The sequence below is a fragment of the Streptomyces sp. NPDC002467 genome (genome assembly GCF_042889825.1).
GTDB lineage: Bacteria > Actinomycetota > Actinomycetes > Streptomycetales > Streptomycetaceae > Streptomyces.
The window spans coordinates 433,576-457,936 of sequence record NZ_JBIARJ010000001.1 but is presented as its reverse complement, the minus strand read 5'-3'; the positions used below and the strand labels follow the sequence as shown (position 1 = coordinate 457,936).

Genomic DNA, 24,361 nt, shown 5'->3' with positions numbered 1-24,361 from the left:
AGATCGGCCCCGCCTGCGACACAGACGGGGCCGAAACACTTTCGCTACCGATCAGGCCGGGAGCACAACGACGAAGCGCTGCGGCTCCTCGCCCTCCGACTCGCTGCGCAGACCCGCGGCCGCCACGGCGTCGTGGACGACCTTCCGCTCGAACGGCGTCATCGGGGCCAGCTTCAACGGCTCACCGGACGCCTTCACGTCCGCCGCCGCCTTGGCGCCCAGCGCCGCCAGCTCCTCGCGCTTCTTCGCACGGAACCCGGCGATGTCCAGCATCAGCCGGCTGCGGTCCCCGGTCTCCCGGTGCACCGCGAGGCGGGTCAGCTCCTGCAGAGCCTCCAGAACCTCACCGTCACGGCCCACGAGCTTCTGCAGGTCGCGGCCGGCGGAGTCACTGACGATCGACACCGCGGCCCGGTCGGCCTCGACGTCCATGTCGATGTCCCCGTCCAGGTCGGCGATGTCCAGCAGACCCTCGAGGTAGTCGGCCGCGATCTCACCCTCCTGCTCGAGGCGGGTCAGGGTGTCGCCACCCTCAGCGGCGGCGGTGGTGGTGCCTTCCGTCACGGGAGGGACTCCTTCTTACTTCTTGGGAGAGGGCTTGTTGGGCGTCTGGCGCTGCGACTTCGACTGCCGCTTCGGCTGCTGCCGCTTCGCGGCGGCGCTGCTCGCCGCGTCCGCATCCGAAGTGGCCTCGGAACTCTTGATCACAGAGCCGTCCGCCTGGGCGGCCATCCCCTGCTTGGTCAGAGCGGTGATGAACTTGCGCTCGTTGTCGTTGCGGTCCGGGCCCTTGGCCACGATCGCCGCGACAACCTTCTTCTTGCCCTTCCCCTTGACCGCACCGTGCGTGCTGATCTGCTTCAGCAGACGCGTCAGGTACTGGTCCTGTGCCTTGCTGCCCGGGGTCGGGTTCTGGTTGATCACGTACATCTGCTGACCCATGGTCCAGACGTTCGTGGTGAGCCAGTAGACGAGGACACCGACCGGGAAGTTGATGCCCATGACGGCGAAGATCAGCGGGAAGATGTACATCAGCATCTTCTGCTGCTGCATGAACGGCGTCTTGACCGACAGGTCGACGTTCTTCGCCATCAGCTGACGCTGGGTGTAGAACTGCGACAGCGACATCAAGACGATCATGATCGCGGTCACGATGCGCACGTCGGTGATCGAGGCGCCCAGGGAAGCGACCTTCTCGGCGCTGTCCGTGAACTTGGCCGCCAGCGGAGCTCCGAAGATGTGCGCCTGCTGGGCGCTCTCCAGCAGCTGCTGGTTGATGACACCAATGGTCTTGCCGTTGGCGATGCTCGACAGAACGCTGTACAGAGCGAAGAAGAACGGGGACTGCGCCAGGATGGGAAGGCACGAGGAGAGCGGGTTGGTACCCGTCTCCTTGTACAGCTTCATCATCTCTTCGGACTGACGCTGCTTGTCGTTCTTGTAGCGCTCCTGGATCGCCTTCATCTTCGGCTGGAGCGCCTGCATGCCGCGCGTCGCCTTGATCTGCTTCACGAAGAGCGGGATCAGACAGATGCGGATCAAGATCACCAGGGAGACGATGGACAGGCCCCAGGCCGCCCCGCTGTCCGGCCCGAAGACCGCCCCGTACAGGCTGTGGAACTGGACGATGATCCACGAAACAGGTGTGGTGATAAAGCTGAACAGATTGGCAATCGTGTCCACTAATCAGGCTCCTTGAGCATTGCGAGATCTACGCAACGCACTGCGCAGCTGCTCGTGCCAACGCGGGCGTTTACGGGGTGGGACATGATCCACACCACCCGGGGACCACGGATTGCACCGCAGAATCCGCCAGGCGGTCAGAACCGTCCCCTTCACCGCACCATGCCGGTCGATGGCCGTGTACCCGTAGTGCGAACACGAGGGGTAGTAGCGGCACACCGGCCCGAGCAGCGGACTGATCGTCCACTGGTACAGCTTGATCAAAGCGAGCAGCGGGTACTTCATCGAGCCACGCCTCCCAGAAGCCGCGCCAGAGCGGCATCCAGGTCCCGGGCGAGTTCGTCAGGGCCGGCATCACCCGCTCCGGGCAATGCTCGTACCACCACCAGGCTACCGGCGGGCAGCTGAGACAGCCGCTCCCGGACCAGATGGCGCAGACGCCGCTTCACCCGGTTACGTATGACGGCGTTGCCGACAGCCTTGCTGACGACGAAACCCGCACGCGTCGAGGGATCGTTCTCCCCCGGCCCGTGCGGGTCCGTTGCACCGCTTGTACGTAGGTGGACGACAAGGAGCGGGCGACCAGCCCGGCGTCCTCGGCGTACCGCGCTCGCGAAGTCCTCGCGCCGCCTCAGCCGATTCTCGGGAGACAGCACGACGTCACGACTTCCGCGTATTTACGCGGAAAGGGCGGCGCGGCCCTTGCTACGACGGTTCGCCAGGATCGCGCGACCGGCACGGGTACGCATCCGGAGACGGAAGCCGTGGGTCTTGGCACGACGGCGGTTGTTCGGCTGGAAGGTGCGCTTGCTCACTCGGGGGCTCCAGAGAATGAATCGTTGTGGCGGGACATCGCCTGGCTGTCACCGTGCGCCCACGAGGAGAAACTCGCGTGTTCGCCCGAGTGGCACCGCTAAATGATCACAATCAGTGATCTTCGCCCATCGGTAGGCAGGCGGCAGCAGCCATCGACAACTCGACCTCGTTACGGTACGCGCGGCTACGCCATCCGGTCAAACCGAGCCGGCCAGGCCCCACACTGTGCACAGGCTGTGGACAACGACTTGAACCGTACCCGTAGGCCTGACTACCGTTGCCTGATCCCGGTTTTTTTGTCCCGACCGTCCCAAAGAACCACACATTCGTGGGACCCCTGTGAGAGAGCGTGCCCTGTGGCTGACGTACCTGCCGATCTTGCCGCAGTGTGGCCCAGGGTGCTCGAAAAGCTCCTCGGTGAGGGACAGCCGGGCATCGAGCCCAAGGACAAGCAGTGGGTCGAACGATGCCAGCCGCTGGCACTCGTCGCCGACACGGCCCTGCTCGCCGTCCCCAATGAATGGGGGAAGCGCGTACTCGAAGGCCGGCTCGCGCCGCTCATCAGCGACGCGCTCAGCCGCGAGTGCGGCCGTCCCATCCGCATCGCCATCACCGTGGACGACTCCGCGGGCGAGCCCGCGCCCTCCGCCCCGCCCGCGGGCCCGCCCGGCGGCTACGAGCCCTACGGCGACCGGCGCCCCGGCGGCCCCGGCAACGGCGACGACCAGCTCCCCACCGCCCGCCCCGCCTACCCGGACTACCAGCAGCCGCGCCCCGAGCCCGGCGCCTGGCCCCGCGGCGGGCAGCAGGACGACTACGGCTGGCAGCAGCCCCGCCTCGGCGGCTTCCCCGAGCGCGACCCGTACGCCTCCCCGCAGCCGGGCTACCTCCAGCAGCCCGAACCGCCCGCCTACGACCAGGGCTCCTACGAACCGCAGGGGCAGTACGAGCAGTCCCCGTACGAGCAGTCGAAGTACGAGCAGTCGAAGTACGAACAGCAGCAGTACGAGCCGCCGAAGTACGAACCCCAGCAGTACGAGCAGCCGGCCCCGCGCCAGGCGCCCGGCCGGCCCGCGCCGCCGCCCGCCCCGTCCGGGGGCTCCACCTCGGGCCCGCTGGAGCCGACTGCCCGACTGAACCCCAAGTACCTCTTCGACACCTTCGTCATCGGTGCCTCCAACCGCTTCGCGCACGCCGCCGCGGTGGCCGTCGCCGAGGCGCCGGCGAAGGCGTACAACCCCCTCTTCATCTACGGGGAGTCGGGACTCGGCAAGACGCACCTGCTGCACGCCATCGGGCACTACGCGCGCAGCCTCTACCCGGGCACCCGCGTGCGCTACGTGAGCTCGGAGGAGTTCACCAACGAGTTCATCAACTCCATCCGCGACGGCAAGGGCGACGCCTTCCGCAAGCGGTACCGCGAGATGGACATCCTGCTCGTCGACGACATCCAGTTCCTCGCGAGCAAGGAGTCGACGCAGGAGGAGTTCTTCCACACCTTCAACACGCTCCACAACGCCAACAAGCAGATCGTGCTCTCCTCCGACCGGCCGCCCAAGCAGCTCGTCACCCTGGAGGACCGGCTCCGCAACCGCTTCGAGTGGGGCCTGATCACCGACGTCCAGCCGCCGGAGCTGGAGACCCGTATCGCGATCCTGCGCAAGAAGGCCGTCCAGGAGCAGCTCAACGCCCCGCCGGAGGTACTGGAGTTCATCGCCTCCCGGATCTCGCGCAACATCCGTGAGCTGGAGGGGGCGCTGATCCGGGTCACGGCCTTCGCGAGCCTGAACCGGCAGCCCGTCGACCTGGGTCTGACGGAGGACGTGCTGAAGAACCTGATCCCGGGCGGCGAGGACAGCGCGCCCGAGATCACCGCCGGCGACATCATGGCGGCCACCGCGGACTACTTCGGGCTGACCGTGGACGACCTGTGCGGCTCCTCGCGCAGCCGGGTGCTGGTCACGGCCCGCCAGATCGCCATGTACCTGTGCCGGGAGCTGACGGACCTGTCGCTGCCGAAGATCGGGGCACAGTTCGGCGGCCGGGACCACACGACCGTCATGCACGCGGACCGCAAGATCCGGGCTCTTATGGCGGAGCGGCGCTCCATCTACAACCAGGTCACCGAGCTCACCAACCGCATCAAGAACGGCTGAGCCGGGGCCTCAGAGGGCTTCATGGGGCTCTTCAAACCCATCGAGAGGGCGCTCCCGGACCACAACGGGGGCGCCTTTCTTCGTCCGTGCGCTCCTGGTCTGTTCGAATACGCCCCCTGGAAGCCAACTCATCCACAGATTCGGCGACTTTCTTCCGTCCACACCCTGGGGATGCCCTCCATCGCCCACAATCTGTCCACAGGGGTGCAGGTTGAGGCCCCATCAGGGCAGGTCAGAGCCCTGTGGAATTGTGCGCAAGCGCCATCCACAGGCTGTGGACAAGATTTTCGTCCACAGGACTGTCCACCACGTTGTCCACCGGTGGCCCACAGGTTCGCGGATCCTGTGCACAGGATCCGATGTCTTCTCCACACCGTTGTCCACTGTTCGGCAACGCGCCACCCCCTCTCACCACCCGGAGTGAAAGCCGTCACACGGATGTGGACGTTTGGCTTGTGGAGTACCGGGGGAAAGCTGGGGACACACCTGTGGAGTAGTCGGGGGTCCCTGGGGACAGCCTGTGCAGAAGTTTTCGTTCTCCACAGAGACACCGTGTTGTCCACCGGTGCCACCCACAGGCTGTGGGGATAAAAAACTGGGGTTGACCTGCGCGAACGAGGTTTTCCACCGTTTCCACAGGCCCTACTACTACCCCCATAGAGAGTTAGGCCGGTTTCGGTTTTCAAGCAGGTCCTGTGCACAACTCGGTGGGCAGCCCTCCCCGACACCTCGCTCCCGACTTGACCGCCGGCAGCAACGACTGTCGGCGCCGTACGTCAGACTGGTCCCCGGCATCGGTCGAGGCATCGACGGGCCGACGACGAAGGCCGGCAGACGAGCGAGCAACAGCAGGAGGCGGTTCCGGTGAAGATCCGGGTGGAGCGCGACGTACTCGCGGAGGCAGTGGCCTGGGCCGCACGCAGCCTCCCGGCCCGGCCGCCGGTGCCCGTTCTCGCGGGCCTGCTGCTGAAGGCCGAGGAGGGCACTCTGTCCCTCTCCGGCTTCGACTACGAGGTCTCGGCCCGTGTCTCCGTCGAGGCGGACGTGGAGGAGGACGGCACCGTCCTCGTCTCCGGCCGGCTGCTCGCCGACATCTGCCGCGCCCTCCCCAACCGGCCCGTGGAGATTTCCACAGACGGTGTACGGGCGACCGTGGTCTGCGGCTCCTCCCGATTCACACTCCACACCCTGCCTGTGGAGGAGTACCCGGCGCTGCCGCAGATGCCGACCGCGACCGGCACCGTGCCCGGCGAGGTCTTCGCCTCCGCCGCCGCGCAGGTCGCCATCGCCGCCGGCCGTGACGACACGCTGCCCGTGCTGACCGGTGTCCGCATCGAGATCGAGGGCGACCGCGTCACCCTGGCCTCGACCGACCGTTACCGCTTCGCGGTCCGCGAGTTCCTGTGGAAGCCGGAGAACCCGGACGCCTCCGCCGTGGCCCTGGTGCCCGCGAAGACGCTCCTCGACACCGCCAAGTCGCTGACCAGCGGTGACACGGTCACCCTGGCGCTCTCCGGCTCTGGCGCGGGCGAGGGCCTCATCGGTTTCGAGGGCGCGGGCCGCCGCACCACCACCCGTCTCCTCGAAGGCGACCTGCCGAAGTACCGCACGCTGTTCCCGACGGAGTTCAACTCCATCGCCGTGATCGAGACCGCCCCGTTCGTCGAGGCCGTCAAGCGCGTGGCCCTGGTCGCCGAGCGCAACACCCCGGTCCGCCTGAGCTTCGAGCAGGGCGTGCTGATCCTGGAAGCCGGTTCCAGCGACGACGCACAGGCTGTGGAGCGCGTCGACGCCACCCTGGAGGGCGACGACATCTCGATCGCCTTCAACCCGACCTTCCTGCTGGACGGTCTGAGCGCGATCGACTCGCCGGCCGCGCAGCTGAGCTTCACCACGTCCACCAAGCCGGCGCTGCTCAGCGGCCGCCCGGCGGTCGACGCGGAGGCGGACGAGGCCTACAAGTACCTGATCATGCCGGTGCGTCTGTCCGGCTGACGCGCTCACGTCGGGCCCGGTCTCGCATGCCGCGGGGCCGGGCCCGACGGCGTCCGCCCCCGTACGCGCCCCACGGCCGGGCCGGGGCCTGACCTCGTACGGAGCCCGCCGGAGCCGGTTCGTCCACCCGGGAGCGCCCGTGGGGCCGGGTGGCACGCCCCGGCGTAGGCTCGGATCCGGTGGGCGGCCCGCGCGTTCGTGAGAACACGGTCGGGGTGCCCCGGCACAGACGGCCACAACGCTTAAGGAACCACCTGATGGAGCTTGGTCTCGTCGGTCTCGGCAAGATGGGCGGCAACATGCGCGAGCGCATCCGCCGCGCAGGCCACACCGTCATCGGATACGACCGCAACCCGGACCTCGCCGATGTCCACAGCCTGCGGGAACTTGTGGACAGCCTGCCGGCCCCCCGCGTCGTGTGGGTGATGGTTCCGGCAGGCGCGGCGACGCAGTCCACGATCGACGAGCTCGCGGAGCTGCTCTCGATCGGCGACATCGTGGTCGACGGCGGCAACTCCCGTTGGACCGACGACGAGAAGCACGCCAAGGAGCTGGCGGCCAAGGGCATCGGCTTCGTCGACTGCGGTGTCTCCGGCGGTGTCTGGGGCCTGGAGAACGGCTACGCGCTGATGTACGGCGGCGAGAAGGACCACGTCGCGCGGGTCCAGCCGGTGTTCGACGCCCTCAAGCCGGAGGGCGACTTCGGCGCCGTACACGCCGGCAAGGTGGGTGCGGGCCACTTCGCGAAGATGGTCCACAACGGCATCGAGTACGCCATGATGCAGGCCTACGCCGAGGGCTGGGAGCTGCTGGAGAAGGTGGACTCGGTCACCGACGTCCGCGAGGTCTTCCGTTCCTGGCAGGAGGGCACGGTCATCCGTTCCTGGCTGCTGGACCTGGCCGTGAACGCCCTCGACGAGGACGAGCACCTGGAGCGGCTCAAGGGCTTCGCGCAGGACTCGGGCGAGGGACGCTGGACGGTGGAGGCGGCGATCGACAACGCCGTGCCGCTGCCCGCGATCACGGCCTCGCTGTTCGCGCGGTTCGCGTCGCGTCAGGACGACTCCCCGCAGATGAAGATGATCGCCGCGCTGCGCAACCAGTTCGGCGGCCACGCGGTCGAGAAGAAGTAGCTCCACCACAGCACCACAGAGCAGAGCAGCAGGAAGCCGGGGGAGGTCGGCGCCGTATGCATGTTTCGCATCTCTCGTTGGCCGACTTCCGCTCGTACGCCCGGGCCGAGGTTCCCCTCGACCCGGGCGTCACGGCTTTCGTGGGTCCCAACGGCCAGGGCAAGACGAACCTGGTCGAGGCGATCGGCTATCTGGCGACGCTGGGCAGTCACCGGGTCGCCTCGGACGCCCCGCTCGTGCGGATGGGGGCGGACCGGGCGATCGTCCGTGCCGCCGTCATCCAGGGCGAGCGGCAGCAGCTGGTGGAGCTGGAGCTGAATCCGGGGCGGGCGAACCGGGCCCGGATCAACCGGTCCTCGCAGGTCAGGCCGCGGGACGTGCTGGGGATCGTACGGACGGTGCTGTTCGCGCCGGAGGACCTGGCGCTGGTGAAGGGCGATCCGGGGGAGCGCCGTCGGTTCCTGGACGACCTCGTCACGGCGCGCTCGCCGCGGATGGCGGGTGTGCGTTCGGACTACGAGCGGGTGCTCAAGCAGCGCAACACGCTGCTGAAGTCGGCGGCGATGGCGCGTCGGCACGGGGGCCGGTCGATGGACCTGTCGACCCTCGACGTGTGGGACCAGCACCTGGCGCGGGCGGGTGCGGAGCTGTTGGCGCAGCGGATGGATCTGATCGGGACGCTGCTGCCGCTGGCGGACAAGGCGTACGAGCAGCTGGCGCCCGGCGGTGGTCCGCTGGGGTTGGCGTACAAGTCCTCGGCGGGCGAGGCGGTGGACAGTGGTGCGGCGCGGACCCGTGAGGCGATCTACGAGGTGCTGCTGGCTGCGCTGGGCGAGGTGCGCAAGCAGGAGATCGAGCGCGGGGTGACCCTGGTGGGGCCGCACCGGGACGATCTGGTGCTGCGGCTGAAGGAGCTGCCGGCGAAGGGGTACGCGAGTCACGGGGAGTCGTGGTCGTACGCGCTGGCGCTGCGGCTGGCCTCCTACGAGCTGCTGCGTTCCGAGGGTGCGGAGCCGGTGTTGATCCTGGACGACGTGTTCGCGGAGCTGGACGCGCGGCGTCGGGAGCGGCTGGCGGAGCTGGTGGCCGGGGGCGAGCAGGTGCTGGTGACCGCGGCCGTGGACGATGACGTTCCGGGTGTGCTGGTGGGGGCGCGGTTCGGGGTGTCCGGCGGTGAGGTGACCCGGCTGTGAGCGGTGCGCGCGGTACGAGTGGTACGGGCGGTTCGGACGGCGAGCGGGCTTCGGAGCCCCGTCGGGCGGCGGAGCCCTCCGGGGTGGACCTGGCGCGGCAGGCGTTGGCGGCGGCGCGGGAGCAGGCGCGGGCCCGGGGGAACGCGGCGGGCGGGAAGAAGCGGCAGCACGGTCCGGGGCTGCGTTCGGGGGCGCGGGCGGACGGCCGGGATCCGATGCCGTTGATGGCGGCGCTGGACCGGCTGCGCACGGAGCGCGGGTGGGAGATGCCGATGGCGGTGGCGGGCGTGATGGAGCGCTGGCCGGAGATCGTCGGTCCGGAGATCGCGGCGCACTGTGAACCGGAGCGGTACGAGGACCGTGAGCTTGTCGTGCGGTGTGATTCCTCGGCGTGGGCGGCGCAGCTGAAGCTGCTGGCGCCGCAGCTGGTCGCGCGGCTGAACGCGGATCTGGGGCAGGGGACGGTGCGGGTGCTTCTCGTGCGGGGGCCCGGGGGGCGGCCCAAGCGGCACGGGCCGTGGCGGGCGCCGGGGAGTACCGGCCCCGGGGACACGTACGGGTAGCCCCCGGCGGCTGGGCCCGGGTGGGGTGAGCCCGGCTTCGCCGGGACCCGGGGCTCGGCCCCGGTCCCCGCGCCTCAAACGCCTGCGGGGCTGGATGTGTCCCCGGTCGGTGCTGGATGTGTCCCCGGCGGGGCTGGACGTGTCCCCGGTCGGGGCCGGTTTTGCGCGCGGTTGGGGTCGGGTTTACGCCTTGATGGGGCCGGATCGGGTGCGTGGTGCGGGTGGTGTCCCTCACGGTAGTGGGAGGTTGACAGGCCGAAGCGCTGGATGCCCGTGTGAGCCTCTTTGAGCCCCTTCCCGGATATGGGGAGTCGGAGAGTGGCGGTTCAGGGCGGCACATGCGGACTCAGGTACCGGCAAACCCCCATTCATGTCCGTGGTACCGGTAGACTGGAGAAGAATCCCGCCCGCTCGCGGGAATCACGCAGACAACGCAGATCGACGCGGCCGCTCCTCCGGCGCACACGCTGGTCCGGAGTACGGGCTGCGCTGTGCCAGAGAGGGCGCTTCGTGGCCGATTCCGGCGACTCCAACGAGAAGAATTACGACGCCAGTGCGATCCAGGTCCTCGAGGGCCTGGACGCGGTCCGCAAGCGGCCGGGTATGTACATCGGCTCGACGGGTGAGCGTGGTCTGCACCACCTCGTCTACGAGGTCGTCGACAACTCGGTCGACGAGGCGCTGGCCGGGCACGCGGACACCATCGACGTGACGATCCTCGCCGACGGCGGGGTGCGCGTGGTCGACAACGGTCGCGGTATCCCGGTGGGCATCGTTCCGTCCGAGGGCAAGCCGGCCGTCGAGGTCGTCCTGACCGTCCTGCACGCGGGCGGCAAGTTCGGTGGCGGCGGTTACGCCGTCTCCGGCGGTCTGCACGGTGTCGGTGTGTCCGTCGTGAACGCGCTGTCGACCAAGGTCGCGGTCGAGGTCAAGACGGACGGTCACCGCTGGACCCAGGACTACAAGCTGGGCGTCCCGACGGCGCCGCTGGCCAAGCACGAGGAGACCGACGAGCACGGTACGTCGGTGACGTTCTGGGCCGACGGCGACATCTTCGAGACCACCGAGTACTCCTTCGAGACGCTGTCGCGGCGCTTCCAGGAGATGGCCTTCCTCAACAAGGGCCTGACCCTGACGCTGACCGACGAGCGGGAGTCGGCGAAGGCGACCGCGGGCGCCGACGACCCGGACGCGGACACGGCCGAGCCCAAGGCGCGCACGGTCAAGTACTACTACGAGGGCGGCATCGTCGACTTCGTGAAGTACCTGAACTCGCGCAAGGGCGAGCTGATCCACCCGACGGTCATCGACGTCGAGGCCGAGGACAAGGAGCGGATGCTCTCGGTCGAGATCGCGATGCAGTGGAACTCGCAGTACACGGAGGGTGTGTACTCCTTCGCGAACACGATCCACACGCATGAGGGCGGTACGCACGAGGAGGGCTTCCGTGCGGCGCTGACGGGTCTGGTCAACCGCTACGCGCGTGACAAGAAGCTGCTGCGCGAGAAGGACGACAACCTCGCCGGTGAGGACATCCGCGAGGGTCTGACGGCGATCATCTCGGTGAAGCTGGGCGAGCCCCAGTTCGAGGGCCAGACGAAGACCAAGCTGGGCAACACGGAGGCGAAGACCTTCGTGCAGAAGGTCGTCCACGAGCACCTGAACGACTGGTTCGACCGGAACCCGGTCGAGGCGGCGGACATCATCCGCAAGTCGATCCAGGCGGCCACGGCCCGCGTCGCGGCCCGCAAGGCGCGCGACCTGACGCGCCGCAAGGGTCTGCTGGAGTCGGCGTCGCTGCCGGGCAAGCTGTCGGACTGCCAGTCGAACGATCCGACCAAGTGCGAGATCTTCATCGTCGAGGGTGACTCCGCCGGCGGCTCCGCGAAGTCGGGCCGCAATCCGATGTACCAGGCCATCCTGCCGATCCGCGGCAAGATCCTGAACGTCGAGAAGGCGCGCATCGACAAGATCCTCCAGAACACCGAGGTCCAGGCGCTGATCAGTGCCTTCGGCACGGGTGTGCACGAGGACTTCGACATCGAGAAGCTCCGCTATCACAAGATCATCCTGATGGCGGACGCCGACGTCGACGGCCAGCACATCAACACCCTGCTGCTGACGTTCCTGTTCCGCTTCATGCGGCCGCTGGTCGAGGCGGGTCACGTGTACCTGTCCCGCCCGCCGCTGTACAAGATCAAGTGGGGCCGTGACGACTTCGAGTACGCGTACTCGGACCGTGAGCGCGACGCGCTGGTGGAGCTCGGCAAGCAGAACGGCAAGCGGATCAAGGAAGACTCGATCCAGCGCTTCAAGGGTCTGGGCGAGATGAACGCCGAGGAGCTGCGCGTCACCACCATGGACGTGGACCACCGCGTGCTCGGCCAGGTCACGCTGGACGACGCGGCGCAGGCCGACGACCTGTTCTCGGTGCTGATGGGTGAGGACGTCGAGGCGCGACGCTCCTTCATCCAGCGCAACGCCAAGGACGTCCGCTTCCTCGACATCTGAGTCGGTCTCTGCTGACCGCCTGAAAGGATCTTTGACCAGCGATGGCCGACGAAAACACTCCCACCGCCGAGAACACCGAAGAGGAGCAGCCGCAGATGCGGATCGAGCCCGTCGGGCTCGAGACGGAGATGCAGCGCTCCTACCTCGACTACGCGATGTCCGTCATCGTCTCGCGTGCGCTCCCCGACGTGCGGGACGGCCTCAAGCCCGTCCACCGTCGTGTGCTGTACGCGATGTACGACGGCGGCTACCGGCCCGAGAAGGGCTTCTACAAGTGCGCCCGCGTCGTCGGTGACGTCATGGGCACGTACCACCCGCACGGTGACTCCTCGATCTACGACGCCCTGGTCCGTCTGGCCCAGCCGTGGTCGATGCGGATGCCGCTGGTGGACTCCAACGGCAACTTCGGCTCCCCGGGCAACGACCCGGCGGCCGCGATGCGCTACACCGAGTGCAAGCTGATGCCGCTGGCCATGGAGATGCTCCGGGACATCGACGAGGAGACCGTCGACTTCCAGGACAACTACGACGGCCGCAACCAGGAGCCGACGGTCCTGCCGGCGCGCTTCCCGAACCTGCTGGTGAACGGCTCCGCCGGTATCGCCGTGGGTATGGCGACGAACATTCCGCCGCACAACCTGCGCGAGGTCGCGGCCGGTGCCCAGTGGGCGCTGGAGCACCCGGAGGCCTCGCACGAGGAGCTGCAGGACGCGCTCATCGAGCGGATCAAGGGCCCGGACTTCCCGACCGGTGCGCTGGTCGTGGGCCGCAAGGGCATCGAGGAGGCGTACCGGACCGGTCGCGGCTCCATCACGATGCGCGCGGTGGTGGCGGTCGAGGAGATCCAGAACCGCCAGTGCCTGGTGGTGACGGAGCTTCCGTACCAGACCAACCCGGACAACCTGGCGCAGAAGATCGCCGACCTGGTGAAGGACGGGAAGATCGGCGGCATCGCCGACGTCCGTGACGAGACCTCGTCGCGCACGGGTCAGCGCCTGGTGATCGTGCTCAAGCGCGATGCCGTGGCGAAGGTCGTGCTGAACAACCTGTACAAGCACACCGACCTGCAGACGAACTTCGGCGCGAACATGCTGGCGCTGGTGGACGGTGTGCCGCGCACGCTGTCGATCGACGCGTTCATCCGGCACTGGGTGCAGCACCAGATCGAGGTCATCGTCCGTCGTACGCGCTTCCGCCTGCGCAAGGCGGAGGAGCGCGCGCACATCCTGCGCGGTCTGCTGAAGGCGCTGGACGCGATCGACGAGGTCATCGCGCTGATCCGGCGCAGCAACACGGTCGAGATCGCGCGCGAGGGCCTGATGGGCCTGCTGGAGATCGACGACATCCAGGCGAACGCGATCCTGGAGATGCAGCTGCGCCGCCTCGCCGCCCTGGAGCGGCAGAAGATCGTCGCGGAGCACGACGAGCTCCAGGCCAAGATCAACGAGTACAACGCGATCCTGGCCTCGGAGGAGCGCCAGCGTTCGATCGTGAGCGAGGAACTGGCGGCGATCGTCGAGAAGTTCGGCGACGACCGGCGGTCCAAGCTGGTGCCCTTCGACGGTGACATGTCCATCGAGGACCTGATCGCCGAGGAGGACATCGTCGTCACGATCACGCACGGCGGTTACGTCAAGCGGACCAAGACCGAGGACTACCGCTCGCAGAAGCGCGGCGGCAAGGGCGTGCGCGGCACGAAGCTGAAGCAGGACGACCTGGTCGACCACTTCTTCGTCTCCACGACCCACCACTGGCTGCTGTTCTTCACGAACAAGGGCCGGGTCTACCGGTCCAAGGCGTACGAGCTCCCGGACGCCGGCCGTGACGCGCGCGGGCAGCACGTGGCGAACCTGCTGGCCTTCCAGCCGGACGAGAAGATCGCGCAGATCCTCGCGATCCGCGACTACGAGGCGGCGCCCTACCTGATCCTGGCCACCAAGGGCGGCCTGGTGAAGAAGACGGCGCTCAAGGACTACGACTCGCCCCGTTCGGGTGGTGTGATCGCGATCAACCTCCGGGAGACGGAGGACGGCAGCGATGACGAGCTGATCGGCGCGGAGCTGGTGTCGGCCGAGGACGATCTGCTGCTGATCAGCAAGAAGGCGCAGTCGATCCGCTTCACGGCGACCGACGACGCGCTGCGTCCGATGGGCCGTGCGACGTCGGGCGTGAAGGGCATGAGTTTCCGCGAGGGTGACGAACTGCTCTCCATGAGCGTGGTCCGGCCCGGTACGTTCGTCTTCACCGCGACCGACGGCGGCTACGCCAAGCGGACGCCGGTCGACGAGTACCGCGTCCAGGGTCGCGGCGGTCTGGGCATCAAGGCCGCGAAGATCGTGGAGGACCGCGGGTCCCTCGTGGGCGCGCTCGTGGTGGACGAAAGCGACGAAATCCTCGCAATCACCCTCAGCGGTGGTGTGATTCGTACGCGCGTCAACGAAGTCAGGGAGACCGGCCGTGACACGATGGGCGTCCAGCTGATCAACCTGGGCAAGAAGGATGCCGTGGTGGGCATCGCTCGTAACGCCGAAGCGGGCCAGGAGGCCGACGAGGCGGACGAGATCGAGACCGACGACACTGGGACCGACGTGGCCGAAGGACAGGCCGCCGAGGCCGCCGAAGGCACGCAGCCTTCGGTCGGGGAGCACGAGGAGTAAGTCGTGAGTGGAGCCACGGGCGCCGGACCGGCCAAGACTGGAGCGAACGGTGCCCGTGGCCCCGCCGCGGACTCCCAGGGGGGAACCGTGACGGACACCCGAGAACCGAAGCCGGCCGCCGGCGCGGGTCCCGCGCAGCCGCCGTACCAGCCGCCGCAGGCGTACACGGCCCCCCAGGGCCCCGGCTCGCCGCGGACCGGCGAGGGCACCTCCGCGCAGCGCAAGCCGCGCACGGGGGTCCGTACGGCCCCCAGGACGCGCAAGGCGCGGCTGCGGGTGGCCAAGGCCGACCCGTGGTCGGTGATGAAGGTCAGTTTCCTGCTGTCGATCGCGCTGGGCATCTGCACGATCGTGGCCGCGGTGGTGCTGTGGATGGTCATGGACGCGATGGGCGTCTTCTCGACCGTCGGCGGCACGATCAGCGAGGCGACCGGTTCCAACGAGAGCAACGGATTCGACCTCCAGTCGTTCCTGTCGCTTCCGCGCGTTCTGATCTTCACGTCGGTGATCGCGGTCATCGACGTCGTGCTGGCCACGGCGCTGGCGACGCTCGGCGCGTTCATCTACAACCTGTCGGCGGGCTTCGTCGGCGGTGTGGAGCTGACGCTCGCCGAGGACGAGTGACCTGCGCAGACGCTGCGTGAGAACCGATTTTGGAGCTACCGCGTCTGTGCGCTAATCTTCAGGAGTCAGCGCGCGGCGCGGTAAGCGCAGCGAAGGCGGATGGGGCTATAGCTCAGTTGGTTAGAGCGCATCCCTGATAAGGATGAGGCCACAGGTTCAAATCCTGTTAGCCCCACAGTGTCGAAGACCCCCAGGCCCAAGGCCTGGGGGTCTTCTTCGTTGGGCCGATTGGTGGGCCGGCAGGTCACCGAACGGTATCGGTCCGTGTGTATTGTTGGGCGTCAGGAAGTCCCCTACGTCAACGAAAGACGAGGTCGCGCGGTGAAGAAGCTGCTCCTGGTCGCACTGGCCGCCATCGGCGGGCTCCTCGTGTACCGCCAGATCCAGGCGGACCGCGCCGAGCAGGACCTGTGGACGGAGGCAACCGACTCCGTGCCCTCTGGTTCCGGTGTGTGAGACCGAAGGCTGATCCCATGAAGCCCCGGCTGCCGCTGCGGCCGGGGCTTTGTGCTGTTCTGTGACGAAAACTTACGTTATGCAAAGATTTCGCTTGCGCTAGCAAAATCGGGGTGGACGTGGTGGGTCGGGTGCGGACGACGACGGTGGCGGCGGCCCTGGGTCTGACGGTGGCGACGGCCCTGCCGGCGGTGGCCCTCGCGGCCCCGGCGCCCCAGCCGCTGCCGGCCTACCGCCCCGCCGACGGCGCGAAGCCCGTGGAGGGCAGGCCCTCCACGGCCGACGCCCCGCAGCTGCAGGCCGGGAGCACCTACACGGACAGGATCGCCCCGGGGGACCGCGTCTACCGGCTCGTGCTCGAACAGGACCAGTCGAACGTGTACGTCTCCGCCGTGGCGCGGCCCGCCGCCGGAGCCAAGGTCTCCTACGGCGACGGCATCCAGGTGGAGATCATGACCACCGCCGGACGGTCCTGCCCGGACTCCTCGGGCCGCGCCGGCTTCGGCTACGACCCCGTGCCGATCAGCGCCGTCGGAGTGCGGTGGGGCGCGGAGGACCTCGACTGCGCGCAGGGCGGCGTCTACTACGTGAAGGTCACCCGCACCTCGGCCAAGGACTCCGACCCGCGCGAGTGGCCGCTCGAACTGCGGGTGCAGCGCGAGCCCGGCCGCGGTCCCGGCGGCCCCACGGCCGCACCCGGTGCCTGGCCCTCGGGGCCCGCGGCCCTGCCCGGCACCGAGGCCTCGGGGCGCAGCGGCGGCACCGGCTTCAACGACGCCCGGGCGCTGGGCGCCGGGGTGTGGCGTGACGAGCTGCGGGCGGGGCAGACCCGCTGGTACCGGGTGCCGCTGGACTGGGGGCAGCAGTTGGGCCTGGGAGCCGAACTGTCCGCGGCCACGATGACCAAGCCGTCCGGCTCGGCCTCGGGCGGGCTCGTCGTCTCGCTGTACAGCCCTTTCCGGGGGCTGGTCTCGGAGAAGGACACCTCCTACGACGGCAAGCAGGCCGGGGTCATCCTGGGGAAGACCCCGCCCGTGGCCTACGAGAACCGCTTCTCCAACGACAAGGACGTGCAGCACGCGTCGATCGCCGGCTGGTACTACGTCGCGGTCACCATGGGCGCGAAGGCCGCCGAGTTCACCGCGGACGGGACGACGGTGCCGCTGACGCTGCGCCTGGACGTCGCCGGGACCCCGGGCAAGGCGCCCGCGTACAAGGAGGAACCGGCCGCGGGTGGCTTCGGGGTCGGGGCCGGGGACCGGGAAGCCGCCAAGGCGGGACTGACCGCCCCGGAGGCCGCGGAGGCCGCCGACAACGCCTCGGTGATGCGGGTGGTGGCGGGGGCCGGGTTCGGGACCGGGACGGTGCTGCTGCTGGTGCTGGGCGGCTGGGTGCTGCTCGGGCGGCGGGGACGCGGCACTACATCTGCGTGAGGGCCCAGACGCCGGCCGCGAAGCAGAGCAGCGCGGCGGCGAGCAGGGCGGCGACGGCCTTCGGGGGCGGCGGGGCGATGCCGTTCCGTCGGGCCGGCGGAGCCGGTGCGTGGGCCGGTGCGGGTGCCGGTCGTGCGGGTGGCGAGAGGTGGAAGCCGCCCGTCGGGGAGGGGCCGTCCGGGGTTGCCTGCGCGGGGAGTTGCGGTGCGGTGGGCGCGTACTCGTACGGGGACCCGGGCGCGGGCCCGAACCCGGCACCCGGCGTCTGTGCGGGGCCGGCCGGGTACGGGGTGGCGGGTGCCGCGGGCGCCGGACTGGGGGGCGTCGCCGGGCCGCGCGGGTCGGCCGGGGCGGTCGGACCGGGGTCCGCGGCTACCGCGTTGGAGCCGGAGGCGGTCGGCGGGGTCGCGGCCGTCGTGCCGGTGGCGGTCGGTGGGGTCGCGGCCGTCGTGCCGGCGCCCGAGCCGGCCAGGGGGGCCGTGGTGGGAGCGGTCGGTGGGGTTGCCGTGCCCACGATGCCCACGGTCGGGGTTTCGGGGGTGACCGCGGCGGTGGTGTGCGGGCCTTCGGGGCCGAAACCGGCCGGGAGCGGCCCGAGTTGGTCGAAGACCTCCACCGGATCCTCGTCCGGGGCGGGTGGCGGGAGGAGCTCCACGGCCTCCGCAAGGGCCTTGCGGGCCCCCGTGGCGGTCCTGAACCGGCTCTGGGGGTCGGGCTGCAGCAGCGCGGCGAGGACCTCCCACAGCGGCGCCGGGACGCCTTCGGGTGCGTCGGGCGTCCCGTGGGCGAGGAAGTGCTCCACCAGGGCCCGGGAGTCGGGTTTGCGGCCCTGCGACAGGTACAGGCCGACCAGTCCGACGGCGAAGAGGTCGGCGGAGAAGTCGGGCTCCGCGCCGAGGAGTTGTTCGGGGGCGAAGTAGCCCGGCGTGCCGACGACGTAGTCGGTCTCGGTGAGCCGCGGCTCGCCCTTGCGCATGGAGATGCCGAAGTCGGACAGCCGCAGGTGCGGCCGCCCGGTTCCGGTGGCCTCCATCAGGATGTTGGCCGGTTTGATGTCGCGGTGCACGACACCCTCCGCGTGCACCGCCGCCAGGCCCGACAGGAGCTGGTCGAGCAGTGCGGACACGAAGCGCGGCGGCAGGGGCCCGTAGTCCCCGATCACGTGGGCGAGGGAGCCGCCGGCGACCAGGTCCATCGTGAACAGGACCTTGTCGTCGTCGGCCGCCCAACTGGCCGGGGCGAGGACGTGCGGATGATCGATGCGCAGGGCCTGCTCCCGCACGAACCGCAGGAGGGTGTGCGCGTCGCTCTGCAGCAGGACCTTCGCGGCGACGTACCGGCGACGGCGGTGGTCCCAGGCCCGCCACACGGCGCCCGCGCCACCGCGGCCGATCGGATCGATCAGCTCGTACCGGCCGGCGAAGATCTCACCCATCGCTGCGCCCGTCCCCCGTCACCCGTTGTCCGCCCGCCCGGCTGTCCGGCCGTCAGTTCTGGTGCGCCTCGTAGTGGGCGACCGCGTCGGCGGTACGGCCCGCTCCGTACACCCGGAGGAACTCTGCCAGTTCCGGATGGCTGGGGGCGAGGGAGTCCGCCGCGTCGATGATGTCGCCGGCCGCGGAGACCGAACGCAGCAGCGACTGGATCTCGCGGACGACCCGCTTGACGGTGGGGGCGCCCGAACTGGTGGGCGTCTGGCCGCTGTTGCTGAGGACGGAACCCCCCTGGGTCTTCTTGATCTCGTCCATCCGGTCGGTGGCCTCCACGGCGCTGACGCTTCCGTCGGCCACCTGGCCGGCGAGATCCTGGAGCGCCTGGACGCGCTGCACGACCGCAGGGTTGCCGATCTTGGCGCGCTGGCCGCTCATCAGCTGGGACAGCATGGGTGCCGACAGTCCGAGCACCGCAGCGAGACGCGCCTGGTTCAAGCCGAGGTCATCTATGAGTCGGCGGAAGAGCGCGCCCAGCGGCTCCCCGTACCAACTGCGCTGAAGCTCTCTGGCTCTGGCCGTGGCCTCTTGCTGAACAGCGTCCACTCTTACTACTCCCCTTCGCTGGTGCGAACCTCGCGAGCATCTTACGGAGAGTGGTCGCAGGGCGGGAGTCCCTATCATTTTGCGAGATGAGGGGGTACACCCGGTACTCTGTTCTGCGGAACGACCCCTTTTTTTCGGGGGACAGGTGCGTCCAGTTCCGAGGGGCCTTAGCTCAGTTGGTAGAGCGCTGCCTTTGCAAGGCAGATGTCAGGAGTTCGAATCTCCTAGGCTCCACAGCAAGAGACCTCCCCGACCTGCGGAAACGCGGTCGGGGAGGTCTCTTTTCGTTGTGCCGGGGCTTTCGTCAGCGGGCCGGGAGGAGATCGATCCAGTAGCGGAGCTTGGGGCCGATCAGGGTTTCGCGGAGGTCCTCCAGGACCCCGCGGTTCGCCTCGATCGTGCGTACGGACGCGGTGTTGTCCGGGTCGCAGGTCAGCAGGACCCGGTCCAGGCCCAGCAGCCGCGCCTCGTACAGGACCTCGCCCAGCGCCCAGCCGGCCAACCCCCGACGGCGTGCGGAGGGGCGGATGCCGTAGCCGATGTGGCCGCCCGCGTCGAGCAGGAACGCGTTGAGGTAGTGCCGCAGGTCGATGGCGCCCAGGTAGGTGTCGCCCTCGGCGATCCACCAGTACGTGGCGTGGACACGGCCCTGTTCGACGGGGGCCGTGCGGTCGGCCTGGCGGTGCAGCTTCTCCACCCAGGCCGCGAACCCCTCGGCGCTTTCCACGTCGTCTTCGGAGCCGAGTCCGGCCCCGTCCATGTGGGCGTCCGGGCCCCACTCCTCCTGCGCGTCGAGCCAGGAAGCGTGCAGACGGGTGGTGGGGGTGACGAGTTCGGGCATGCTCCGGACGATAACCCCGGTCGATGTTTCACGTGAAACATCGACCGGGGTCGGCCGCCCGCCTGCCTCCCGGCTATCGCCGGGAGGCGCCGCCCGCCCGGAGAAGGGTCACGGCCAGGACGATGCCGGTGAGGAGCAGCGCGGCGCCGATGCCGAACGCCAGGTGGTAGCCGCCCGTGAGGGCCTCGGCCGGTGAACTGCCGCTCCCGGCGAGGGATTCCGTGCGGGAGGCCGCGAGGGTCGAGAGGACGGCCACGCCCAGCGCCATCCCGATCTGCTGAGTGGTGTTGAACAGTCCCGAGGCGAGCCCGGCGTCGGCCTCGTCGGCGCCGGACATGCCCAGCGTGGTGAGGGCCGGCAGTGCCAGGCCGATGCCGGAGACCAGCAGCATCACCGGCAGCAGGTCGGTGACGTAGTCGGCGTGCACCGGCAGTCGGGTCAGCAGTCCCAGCGCCGCGACGAGCATGCCGAGGCCGGCCACCAGCACGTTGCGCTCGCCGAAGCGGGCGTTGAGCCGGGCGGAGACGCCGAGGGAGACCGCGCCGATCAGCAGGGCGGCGGGAAGCATCGCCAGGCCGGTGGCGGCGGCCCCGTAGCCCTGCACCTTCTGGAGGTAGAGCGCGACCAGGATCTGGAAGGAGAACAGGGCGGCCACCAACATCATCTGGACCAGGTTGGCGCCGGTCACCGTGCGGGACCGGAAGATCCGCAGCGGTACCAGCGGGGTGCGGGCCTTCGCCTGGCGCAGGGTGAAGCCGGCCAGCAGGGCCAGGGAGAGCGCCCCGAGGCCGAGGGTGCGCGCGGAGGTCCAGCCGTACTGCTCCACCTTCACCACGGTGTAGATGCCGAGCATCAGCCCGCCGGTGATCAGGAGCGCGCCCAGTACGTCGGCGCCCGCGCCGAGCCCCGGGCCCCGGCCGGCGGGCAGGGCCGGCAGCGCCAGCAGCAGGGCGGCCAGCCCGATGGGCAGGTTGATGAAGAAGATCCAGTGCCAGTCGAGGGCCTCGGTCAGCACTCCGCCGAGCACCTGGCCGAGCGAGGCGCCGGCCGCGCCGGTGAAGGAGAACACGGCGATCGCCCTGCCCCGCTCCCGGGCTTCGGTGAACAGGGTGATCAGGATGCCGAGGCTGACGGCGGAGGCCATCGCACTGCCGACCCCCTGGAGGAAGCGGGCGGCGATGAGCACGGCGGAGGAGCCGGCGAAACCGGCGAGCACCGATGCGCCGGTGAAGACGGCGGTCCCGGCCAGGAACATCTTCTTGCGGCCCATCAGGTCGCCGAGGCGTCCGGCGAGCAGCAACAGGCTCCCGAAGGCGATCAGGTAGGCGTTCACGACCCAGCTGAGGCCCGCGGGGGAGAAGCCCAGGTCGTTCTGGATGGCGGGCATGGCCACGGTGACGATGCTGCCGTCGAGGACCGTCATCAGCATGGCCGTCGAGAGCACGCCGAGGGCGGTCCAGCGGGAGCGCAGCCCGTGCGGGCCGGCCGTGGGCGCGGTGGGCGTGTCGGGAAGAGCGGAGGTGAGCGCGGCAGGCATCGGACTCTCCAGTCATGGGGGCGGCAGTGGCCGCAGGTGCGGTGCGGCCACTGATGCGACCGTACCAGATGGTTTTGTTGCAGACTATTTTCTTCGGATCGAATCGCTACAGTGGATCCATGACAGCCCTGGCACCCACCCGGCCCGAGCCCGACCTCTCCTTCCTCCTGGACCACGCCGGCCATGTCCTGCGCACCCGCATGGCGGCCGCCCTCGGCGAGATCGGTCTCACCGCGCGCATGCACTGCGTCCTCGTCCACGCCCTGGAGGAGGAGCGCACCCAGATCCAGCTCGCCGAGATCGGCGACATGGACAAGACGACGATGGTCGTCACCGTGGACGCCCTGGAGAAGGCCGGTCTCGCCGAGCGCCGCCCCTCCGCCAAGGACCGCCGGGCCCGCGTCATCGCCGTCACCGACGCGGGCGCGGCCGTCGCCGTACAGAGTCAGCGCATCGTCGACCAGGTCCACGCCGACGCCCTCGCCGCCCTCGCCGAAGCCGACCGCACCGCCCTGCTGCGCGTCCTCGGCCTGCTCGTCGAAGGCGACCTCGCCACCCCCTCCGAGACCCCCCGCCCGGCCCGCCGCGCCCGCCAGTGACGGGTCCCCCGAACGGCCCAGTCACACGGCCGCCCGCCTCCCCGTGACGGACAGTGGGGGAAGGCACCGAGCCGAGGGGGGCAACACCCACGCCGGAGGCGTACAGACATGGGACTCTTCGACTTCCTGAAGTCCGACAAGAAGAAGCACGACGAGGCCGCCGAGAAGACGAAGGGGCAGAGCGAGCACCGGATGGAGAGCCAGGCGGCCGACGCCGCCTCGGCCACCCGGGCCGCCGCCGAGCGCATGGCCGCCGCCGCGCCCCCCAAGCCGGCTCCTCCCAAGCCCGCGCCCCCCAAGCCCGCTGCCCCGACCCCCGGGTCGGCCGCGCACAAGGCCGTGCCCGTCGCCCCCACCCCGACCCCCATGCCGCCGAAGCCCATGGCCGCGGGCGCCGTGCCGGGCGCCCCGCACACCCCGACCCCGATGTCCGCTGCGCACAAAGCCGTCCCCGCGGCGCCGGCGTCCAAGCCGATGGCCGCGGCCAAGAAGCGCACCTACACCGTCCAGTCCGGCGACTCGCTCTCCGCGATCGCCCGCCGCGAGCTGGGCAACGAGGCCCGCTGGCGCGAGCTCTACGCGATGAACAGGGGCGTCATCGGCGCCAACCCCGACCTCATCCGCCCGGGCCAGATCCTCACCCTCCCCAGTTGAGGGCGCGGCGGACGAAACGGGCGAGGGGCCCGGATCCCATCGGATCCGGGCCCCTCGCCCGTGCACTGCGGTCCCCGTCAGATCTGCTTGTCGTCGGAGGACGACCCCGCCTCGCGCTCCTTCTCCGCAAGCTCGTCGTCGAAGCTCGCCGGCTCGGCGTCGCTCGCCGACAGCTCCGTCGCCGCCGGCGGTTCGACGAGCCAGTCCGGGTTCGCCTGCTGGTCCCACCACTTCCACGCGGCGTAGGCGCCGATCGCGACCACACCGGCGATCACGAAGCCCTTGACCCACTTGCCCGCACACGCCCGCCGCTCGTGGCGCCGCACCAGCTTCTGCACCTCCTTGGCCGACACCTGGCCGCGCAGCGCCGCCAAGGCCGCCACCGACCGCGAAGCCGCCTCCTCGGCCACCGGGGTGGCGGCCGCGATCGCGCTCTCGATGCGCGGCTGCGTGTAATCGGCTGCCTGGCGAGCCGCCAGCCGCGTCTGCTCCACCGCCCTCGTCGCCGCCCGGTCCACGTTCGCCGGCACGTGCGTGCGCGCGGCCCTGATCCGGGGCTGCACGTGGCATTCGTACGTCGAACGCGCCTGCCGCGCGGCCTCCTGGGCGGCGGTCGACACCTTCGGCGCCAGGAACTCATTCGTGTCGTGTGCGTACTGCACCGCCGCGTCCCTGGCGGATCCGGCATACGGCGCCACGGCTTCCGCCGCGTACTTCACGGCTTCCCTGGCATGTTCGGCGGCCAGGTGCATGTCCTTGCGGGTCACTGGAACCTCCTCCTCGGCGGTGGACACAGCTCACCTTTCCACCCTTTACCGGATCATGCCTGGCATAAGGCCTCCGGGCATGCGCGACAGGGCATACGGGTGGAGGATTTCTGTGCCGTACAGCCCTCCGTGCGACCATCTGGACCGACAGTGATGACTATGGAAGGCAGATCCGTGGCCGAGAAGCTCTACGCCACCCTGAAGACCAGCCAAGGCGACATCGAGATCGAGCTGCTGCCGAATTTCGCCCCGAAGACCGTCCGCAACTTCGTGGAGCTCGCCACCGGCGAGCGGGAGTGGACCCGTCCCACGGACGGCCAGAAGACAACCGACCCGCTCTACGACGGCACCGTCTTCCACCGCGTCATCAGCGGCTTCATGATCCAGGGCGGTGACCCGCTCGGGAACGGCACCGGCGGCCCCGGCTACCAGTTCGCCGACGAGTTCCACCCCGACCTGGCCTTCACCAAGCCCTACCTGCTCGCCATGGCCAACGCCGGCCCGGGCACCAACGGCTCGCAGTTCTTCATCACCGTCGCGCCCACCGCCTGGCTCACCCGCAAGCACACGATCTTCGGCGAGGTCACCGACCCGGCGAGCCGGCAGGTCGTGCACGCCATCGCGTCCAGCGCCACGAACCCGCGGACCGAGCGGCCGGTGGAGGACGTGGTCATCAAGTCCGTCGTCATCGAGAAGCGCTGAACCAC

23 protein-coding genes and 2 tRNA genes are annotated in these 24,361 nt (G+C 69.5%); 15 read left to right on the top strand and 10 right to left on the bottom strand.

What is annotated here, in order from left to right; genetic code table 11:
• Nucleotides 1-51: 51 nt before the first annotated feature.
• The 5 genes from ACFYYJ_RS02170 to rpmH are packed head-to-tail and all read right to left on the bottom strand — an operon-like array spanning nt 52 to nt 2,498.
• Complete coding sequence (locus tag ACFYYJ_RS02170; RefSeq protein WP_385124692.1) at nt 52-564, bottom strand: protein jag; 513 nt, start codon at nt 562-564, stop codon at nt 52-54.
• A 15-nt stretch (nt 565-579) separates the two neighbouring features.
• On the bottom strand, nt 580-1,683 hold the full coding sequence (gene yidC / locus ACFYYJ_RS02165) for a membrane protein insertase YidC (RefSeq protein ID WP_385124694.1): 1,104 nt from the start codon (nt 1,681-1,683) through the stop codon (nt 580-582).
• 3 nt (nt 1,684-1,686) lie between these two features.
• Complete coding sequence (yidD, locus tag ACFYYJ_RS02160; RefSeq protein ID WP_075970728.1) at nt 1,687-1,968, bottom strand: membrane protein insertion efficiency factor YidD; 282 nt, start codon at nt 1,966-1,968, stop codon at nt 1,687-1,689.
• Entirely contained in the window at nt 1,965-2,339 is a 375-nt protein-coding gene (gene rnpA, locus ACFYYJ_RS02155) for a ribonuclease P protein component (RefSeq protein ID WP_389127773.1), read from the bottom strand. The genes yidD and rnpA overlap by 4 nt, the downstream gene beginning before the upstream one ends.
• Before the next feature lie 21 nt (nt 2,340-2,360).
• On the bottom strand, nt 2,361-2,498 hold the full coding sequence (rpmH, locus tag ACFYYJ_RS02150; protein WP_018547628.1) for a 50S ribosomal protein L34: 138 nt from the start codon (nt 2,496-2,498) through the stop codon (nt 2,361-2,363).
• Between the two features lie 102 nt (nt 2,499-2,600).
• On the opposite strand from rpmH, the gene dnaA reads away from it, so the two are divergent.
• The 11 genes from dnaA to ACFYYJ_RS02095 all read left to right on the top strand — a co-directional run bounded on the left by dnaA (nt 2,601) and on the right by ACFYYJ_RS02095 (nt 17,220).
• The gene (gene dnaA / locus ACFYYJ_RS02145) at nt 2,601-4,655 is read left to right on the top strand and encodes a chromosomal replication initiator protein DnaA (RefSeq protein ID WP_389127771.1); all 2,055 of its coding nucleotides are present in this window, start codon (nt 2,601-2,603) and stop codon (nt 4,653-4,655) included.
• An 864-nt stretch (nt 4,656-5,519) separates the two neighbouring features.
• Nucleotides 5,520-6,650: a DNA polymerase III subunit beta gene (gene dnaN / locus ACFYYJ_RS02140; RefSeq protein ID WP_384580231.1), complete on the top strand. Its 1,131-nt coding sequence runs from the start codon at nt 5,520-5,522 to the stop codon at nt 6,648-6,650.
• A 257-nt stretch (nt 6,651-6,907) separates the two neighbouring features.
• Nucleotides 6,908-7,783 carry a phosphogluconate dehydrogenase (NAD(+)-dependent, decarboxylating) gene (gene gnd, locus ACFYYJ_RS02135; RefSeq protein ID WP_385124697.1) on the top strand — a complete coding sequence of 292 codons (876 nt, stop codon included), beginning with the start codon at nt 6,908-6,910 and terminating at the stop codon, nt 7,781-7,783.
• 56 nt (nt 7,784-7,839) lie between these two features.
• The gene (gene recF / locus ACFYYJ_RS02130) at nt 7,840-8,976 is read left to right on the top strand and encodes a DNA replication/repair protein RecF (RefSeq protein WP_389127768.1); all 1,137 of its coding nucleotides are present in this window, start codon (nt 7,840-7,842) and stop codon (nt 8,974-8,976) included.
• Nucleotides 8,973-9,539: a DUF721 domain-containing protein gene (locus tag ACFYYJ_RS02125; RefSeq protein WP_385365043.1), complete on the top strand. Its 567-nt coding sequence runs from the start codon at nt 8,973-8,975 to the stop codon at nt 9,537-9,539. Before recF ends, ACFYYJ_RS02125 begins: the two co-directional genes overlap by 4 nt.
• Before the next feature lie 489 nt (nt 9,540-10,028).
• Complete coding sequence (gene gyrB, locus ACFYYJ_RS02120; RefSeq protein ID WP_385124738.1) at nt 10,029-12,050, top strand: DNA topoisomerase (ATP-hydrolyzing) subunit B; 2,022 nt, start codon at nt 10,029-10,031, stop codon at nt 12,048-12,050.
• 41 nt (nt 12,051-12,091) lie between these two features.
• The gene (gene gyrA, locus ACFYYJ_RS02115) at nt 12,092-14,707 is read left to right on the top strand and encodes a DNA gyrase subunit A (RefSeq protein ID WP_385124700.1); all 2,616 of its coding nucleotides are present in this window, start codon (nt 12,092-12,094) and stop codon (nt 14,705-14,707) included.
• A 3-nt stretch (nt 14,708-14,710) separates the two neighbouring features.
• The gene (locus ACFYYJ_RS02110) at nt 14,711-15,331 is read left to right on the top strand and encodes a DUF3566 domain-containing protein (protein ID WP_385365045.1); all 621 of its coding nucleotides are present in this window, start codon (nt 14,711-14,713) and stop codon (nt 15,329-15,331) included.
• 101 nt (nt 15,332-15,432) lie between these two features.
• Nucleotides 15,433-15,506, top strand: a tRNA-Ile gene (locus ACFYYJ_RS02105).
• A gap of 146 nt (nt 15,507-15,652) precedes the next feature.
• Nucleotides 15,653-15,787 carry a DLW-39 family protein gene (locus ACFYYJ_RS02100; protein WP_208809277.1) on the top strand — a complete coding sequence of 45 codons (135 nt, stop codon included), beginning with the start codon at nt 15,653-15,655 and terminating at the stop codon, nt 15,785-15,787.
• A gap of 113 nt (nt 15,788-15,900) precedes the next feature.
• Entirely contained in the window at nt 15,901-17,220 is a 1,320-nt protein-coding gene (locus ACFYYJ_RS02095) for a hypothetical protein (RefSeq protein ID WP_389127765.1), read from the top strand.
• Here ACFYYJ_RS02095 and ACFYYJ_RS02090 read toward each other — a convergent pair.
• Nucleotides 17,207-18,655: a protein kinase gene (locus tag ACFYYJ_RS02090; protein WP_389127763.1), complete on the bottom strand. Its 1,449-nt coding sequence runs from the start codon at nt 18,653-18,655 to the stop codon at nt 17,207-17,209. The genes ACFYYJ_RS02095 and ACFYYJ_RS02090 overlap by 14 nt on opposite strands.
• Before the next feature lie 52 nt (nt 18,656-18,707).
• Nucleotides 18,708-19,256 (bottom strand): helix-turn-helix domain-containing protein, encoded by a 549-nt coding sequence (locus tag ACFYYJ_RS02085; RefSeq protein ID WP_376657837.1) that lies wholly within the window; start codon nt 19,254-19,256, stop codon nt 18,708-18,710.
• Between the two features lie 161 nt (nt 19,257-19,417).
• Between ACFYYJ_RS02085 and ACFYYJ_RS02080 the strand changes: the two genes are divergently transcribed.
• Nucleotides 19,418-19,490: transfer RNA gene (locus ACFYYJ_RS02080), tRNA-Ala, on the top strand.
• Nucleotides 19,491-19,560: 70 nt separating this feature from the next.
• On the opposite strand, the gene ACFYYJ_RS02075 is transcribed toward ACFYYJ_RS02080, so the two are convergent.
• Together ACFYYJ_RS02075 and ACFYYJ_RS02070 are read right to left on the bottom strand one after the other, a co-directional pair.
• Nucleotides 19,561-20,097 carry a GNAT family N-acetyltransferase gene (locus ACFYYJ_RS02075; protein ID WP_385365049.1) on the bottom strand — a complete coding sequence of 179 codons (537 nt, stop codon included), beginning with the start codon at nt 20,095-20,097 and terminating at the stop codon, nt 19,561-19,563.
• A 73-nt stretch (nt 20,098-20,170) separates the two neighbouring features.
• On the bottom strand, nt 20,171-21,634 hold the full coding sequence (locus tag ACFYYJ_RS02070; RefSeq protein WP_389127761.1) for an MFS transporter: 1,464 nt from the start codon (nt 21,632-21,634) through the stop codon (nt 20,171-20,173).
• Between the two features lie 119 nt (nt 21,635-21,753).
• Here ACFYYJ_RS02070 and ACFYYJ_RS02065 point away from each other — a divergent pair, with 119 nt between their 5' ends.
• Both ACFYYJ_RS02065 and ACFYYJ_RS02060 read left to right on the top strand, forming a co-directional pair.
• Complete coding sequence (locus tag ACFYYJ_RS02065; RefSeq protein WP_385124707.1) at nt 21,754-22,233, top strand: MarR family winged helix-turn-helix transcriptional regulator; 480 nt, start codon at nt 21,754-21,756, stop codon at nt 22,231-22,233.
• A 108-nt stretch (nt 22,234-22,341) separates the two neighbouring features.
• Nucleotides 22,342-22,887, top strand: a complete 546-nt coding sequence (locus ACFYYJ_RS02060; protein WP_389127758.1) for a LysM peptidoglycan-binding domain-containing protein — start codon at nt 22,342-22,344, stop codon at nt 22,885-22,887.
• Nucleotides 22,888-22,964: 77 nt separating this feature from the next.
• On the opposite strand, the gene ACFYYJ_RS02055 is transcribed toward ACFYYJ_RS02060, so the two are convergent.
• Nucleotides 22,965-23,654, bottom strand: coding sequence for a DUF5324 family protein (locus ACFYYJ_RS02055; protein ID WP_385362115.1), 690 nt, complete (start codon nt 23,652-23,654; stop codon nt 22,965-22,967).
• Nucleotides 23,655-23,828: 174 nt separating this feature from the next.
• Here ACFYYJ_RS02055 and ACFYYJ_RS02050 point away from each other — a divergent pair, with 174 nt between their 5' ends.
• Nucleotides 23,829-24,356 carry a peptidylprolyl isomerase gene (locus tag ACFYYJ_RS02050; protein ID WP_376657449.1) on the top strand — a complete coding sequence of 176 codons (528 nt, stop codon included), beginning with the start codon at nt 23,829-23,831 and terminating at the stop codon, nt 24,354-24,356.
• The last annotated feature ends 5 nt before the right edge of the window (nt 24,357-24,361 follow it).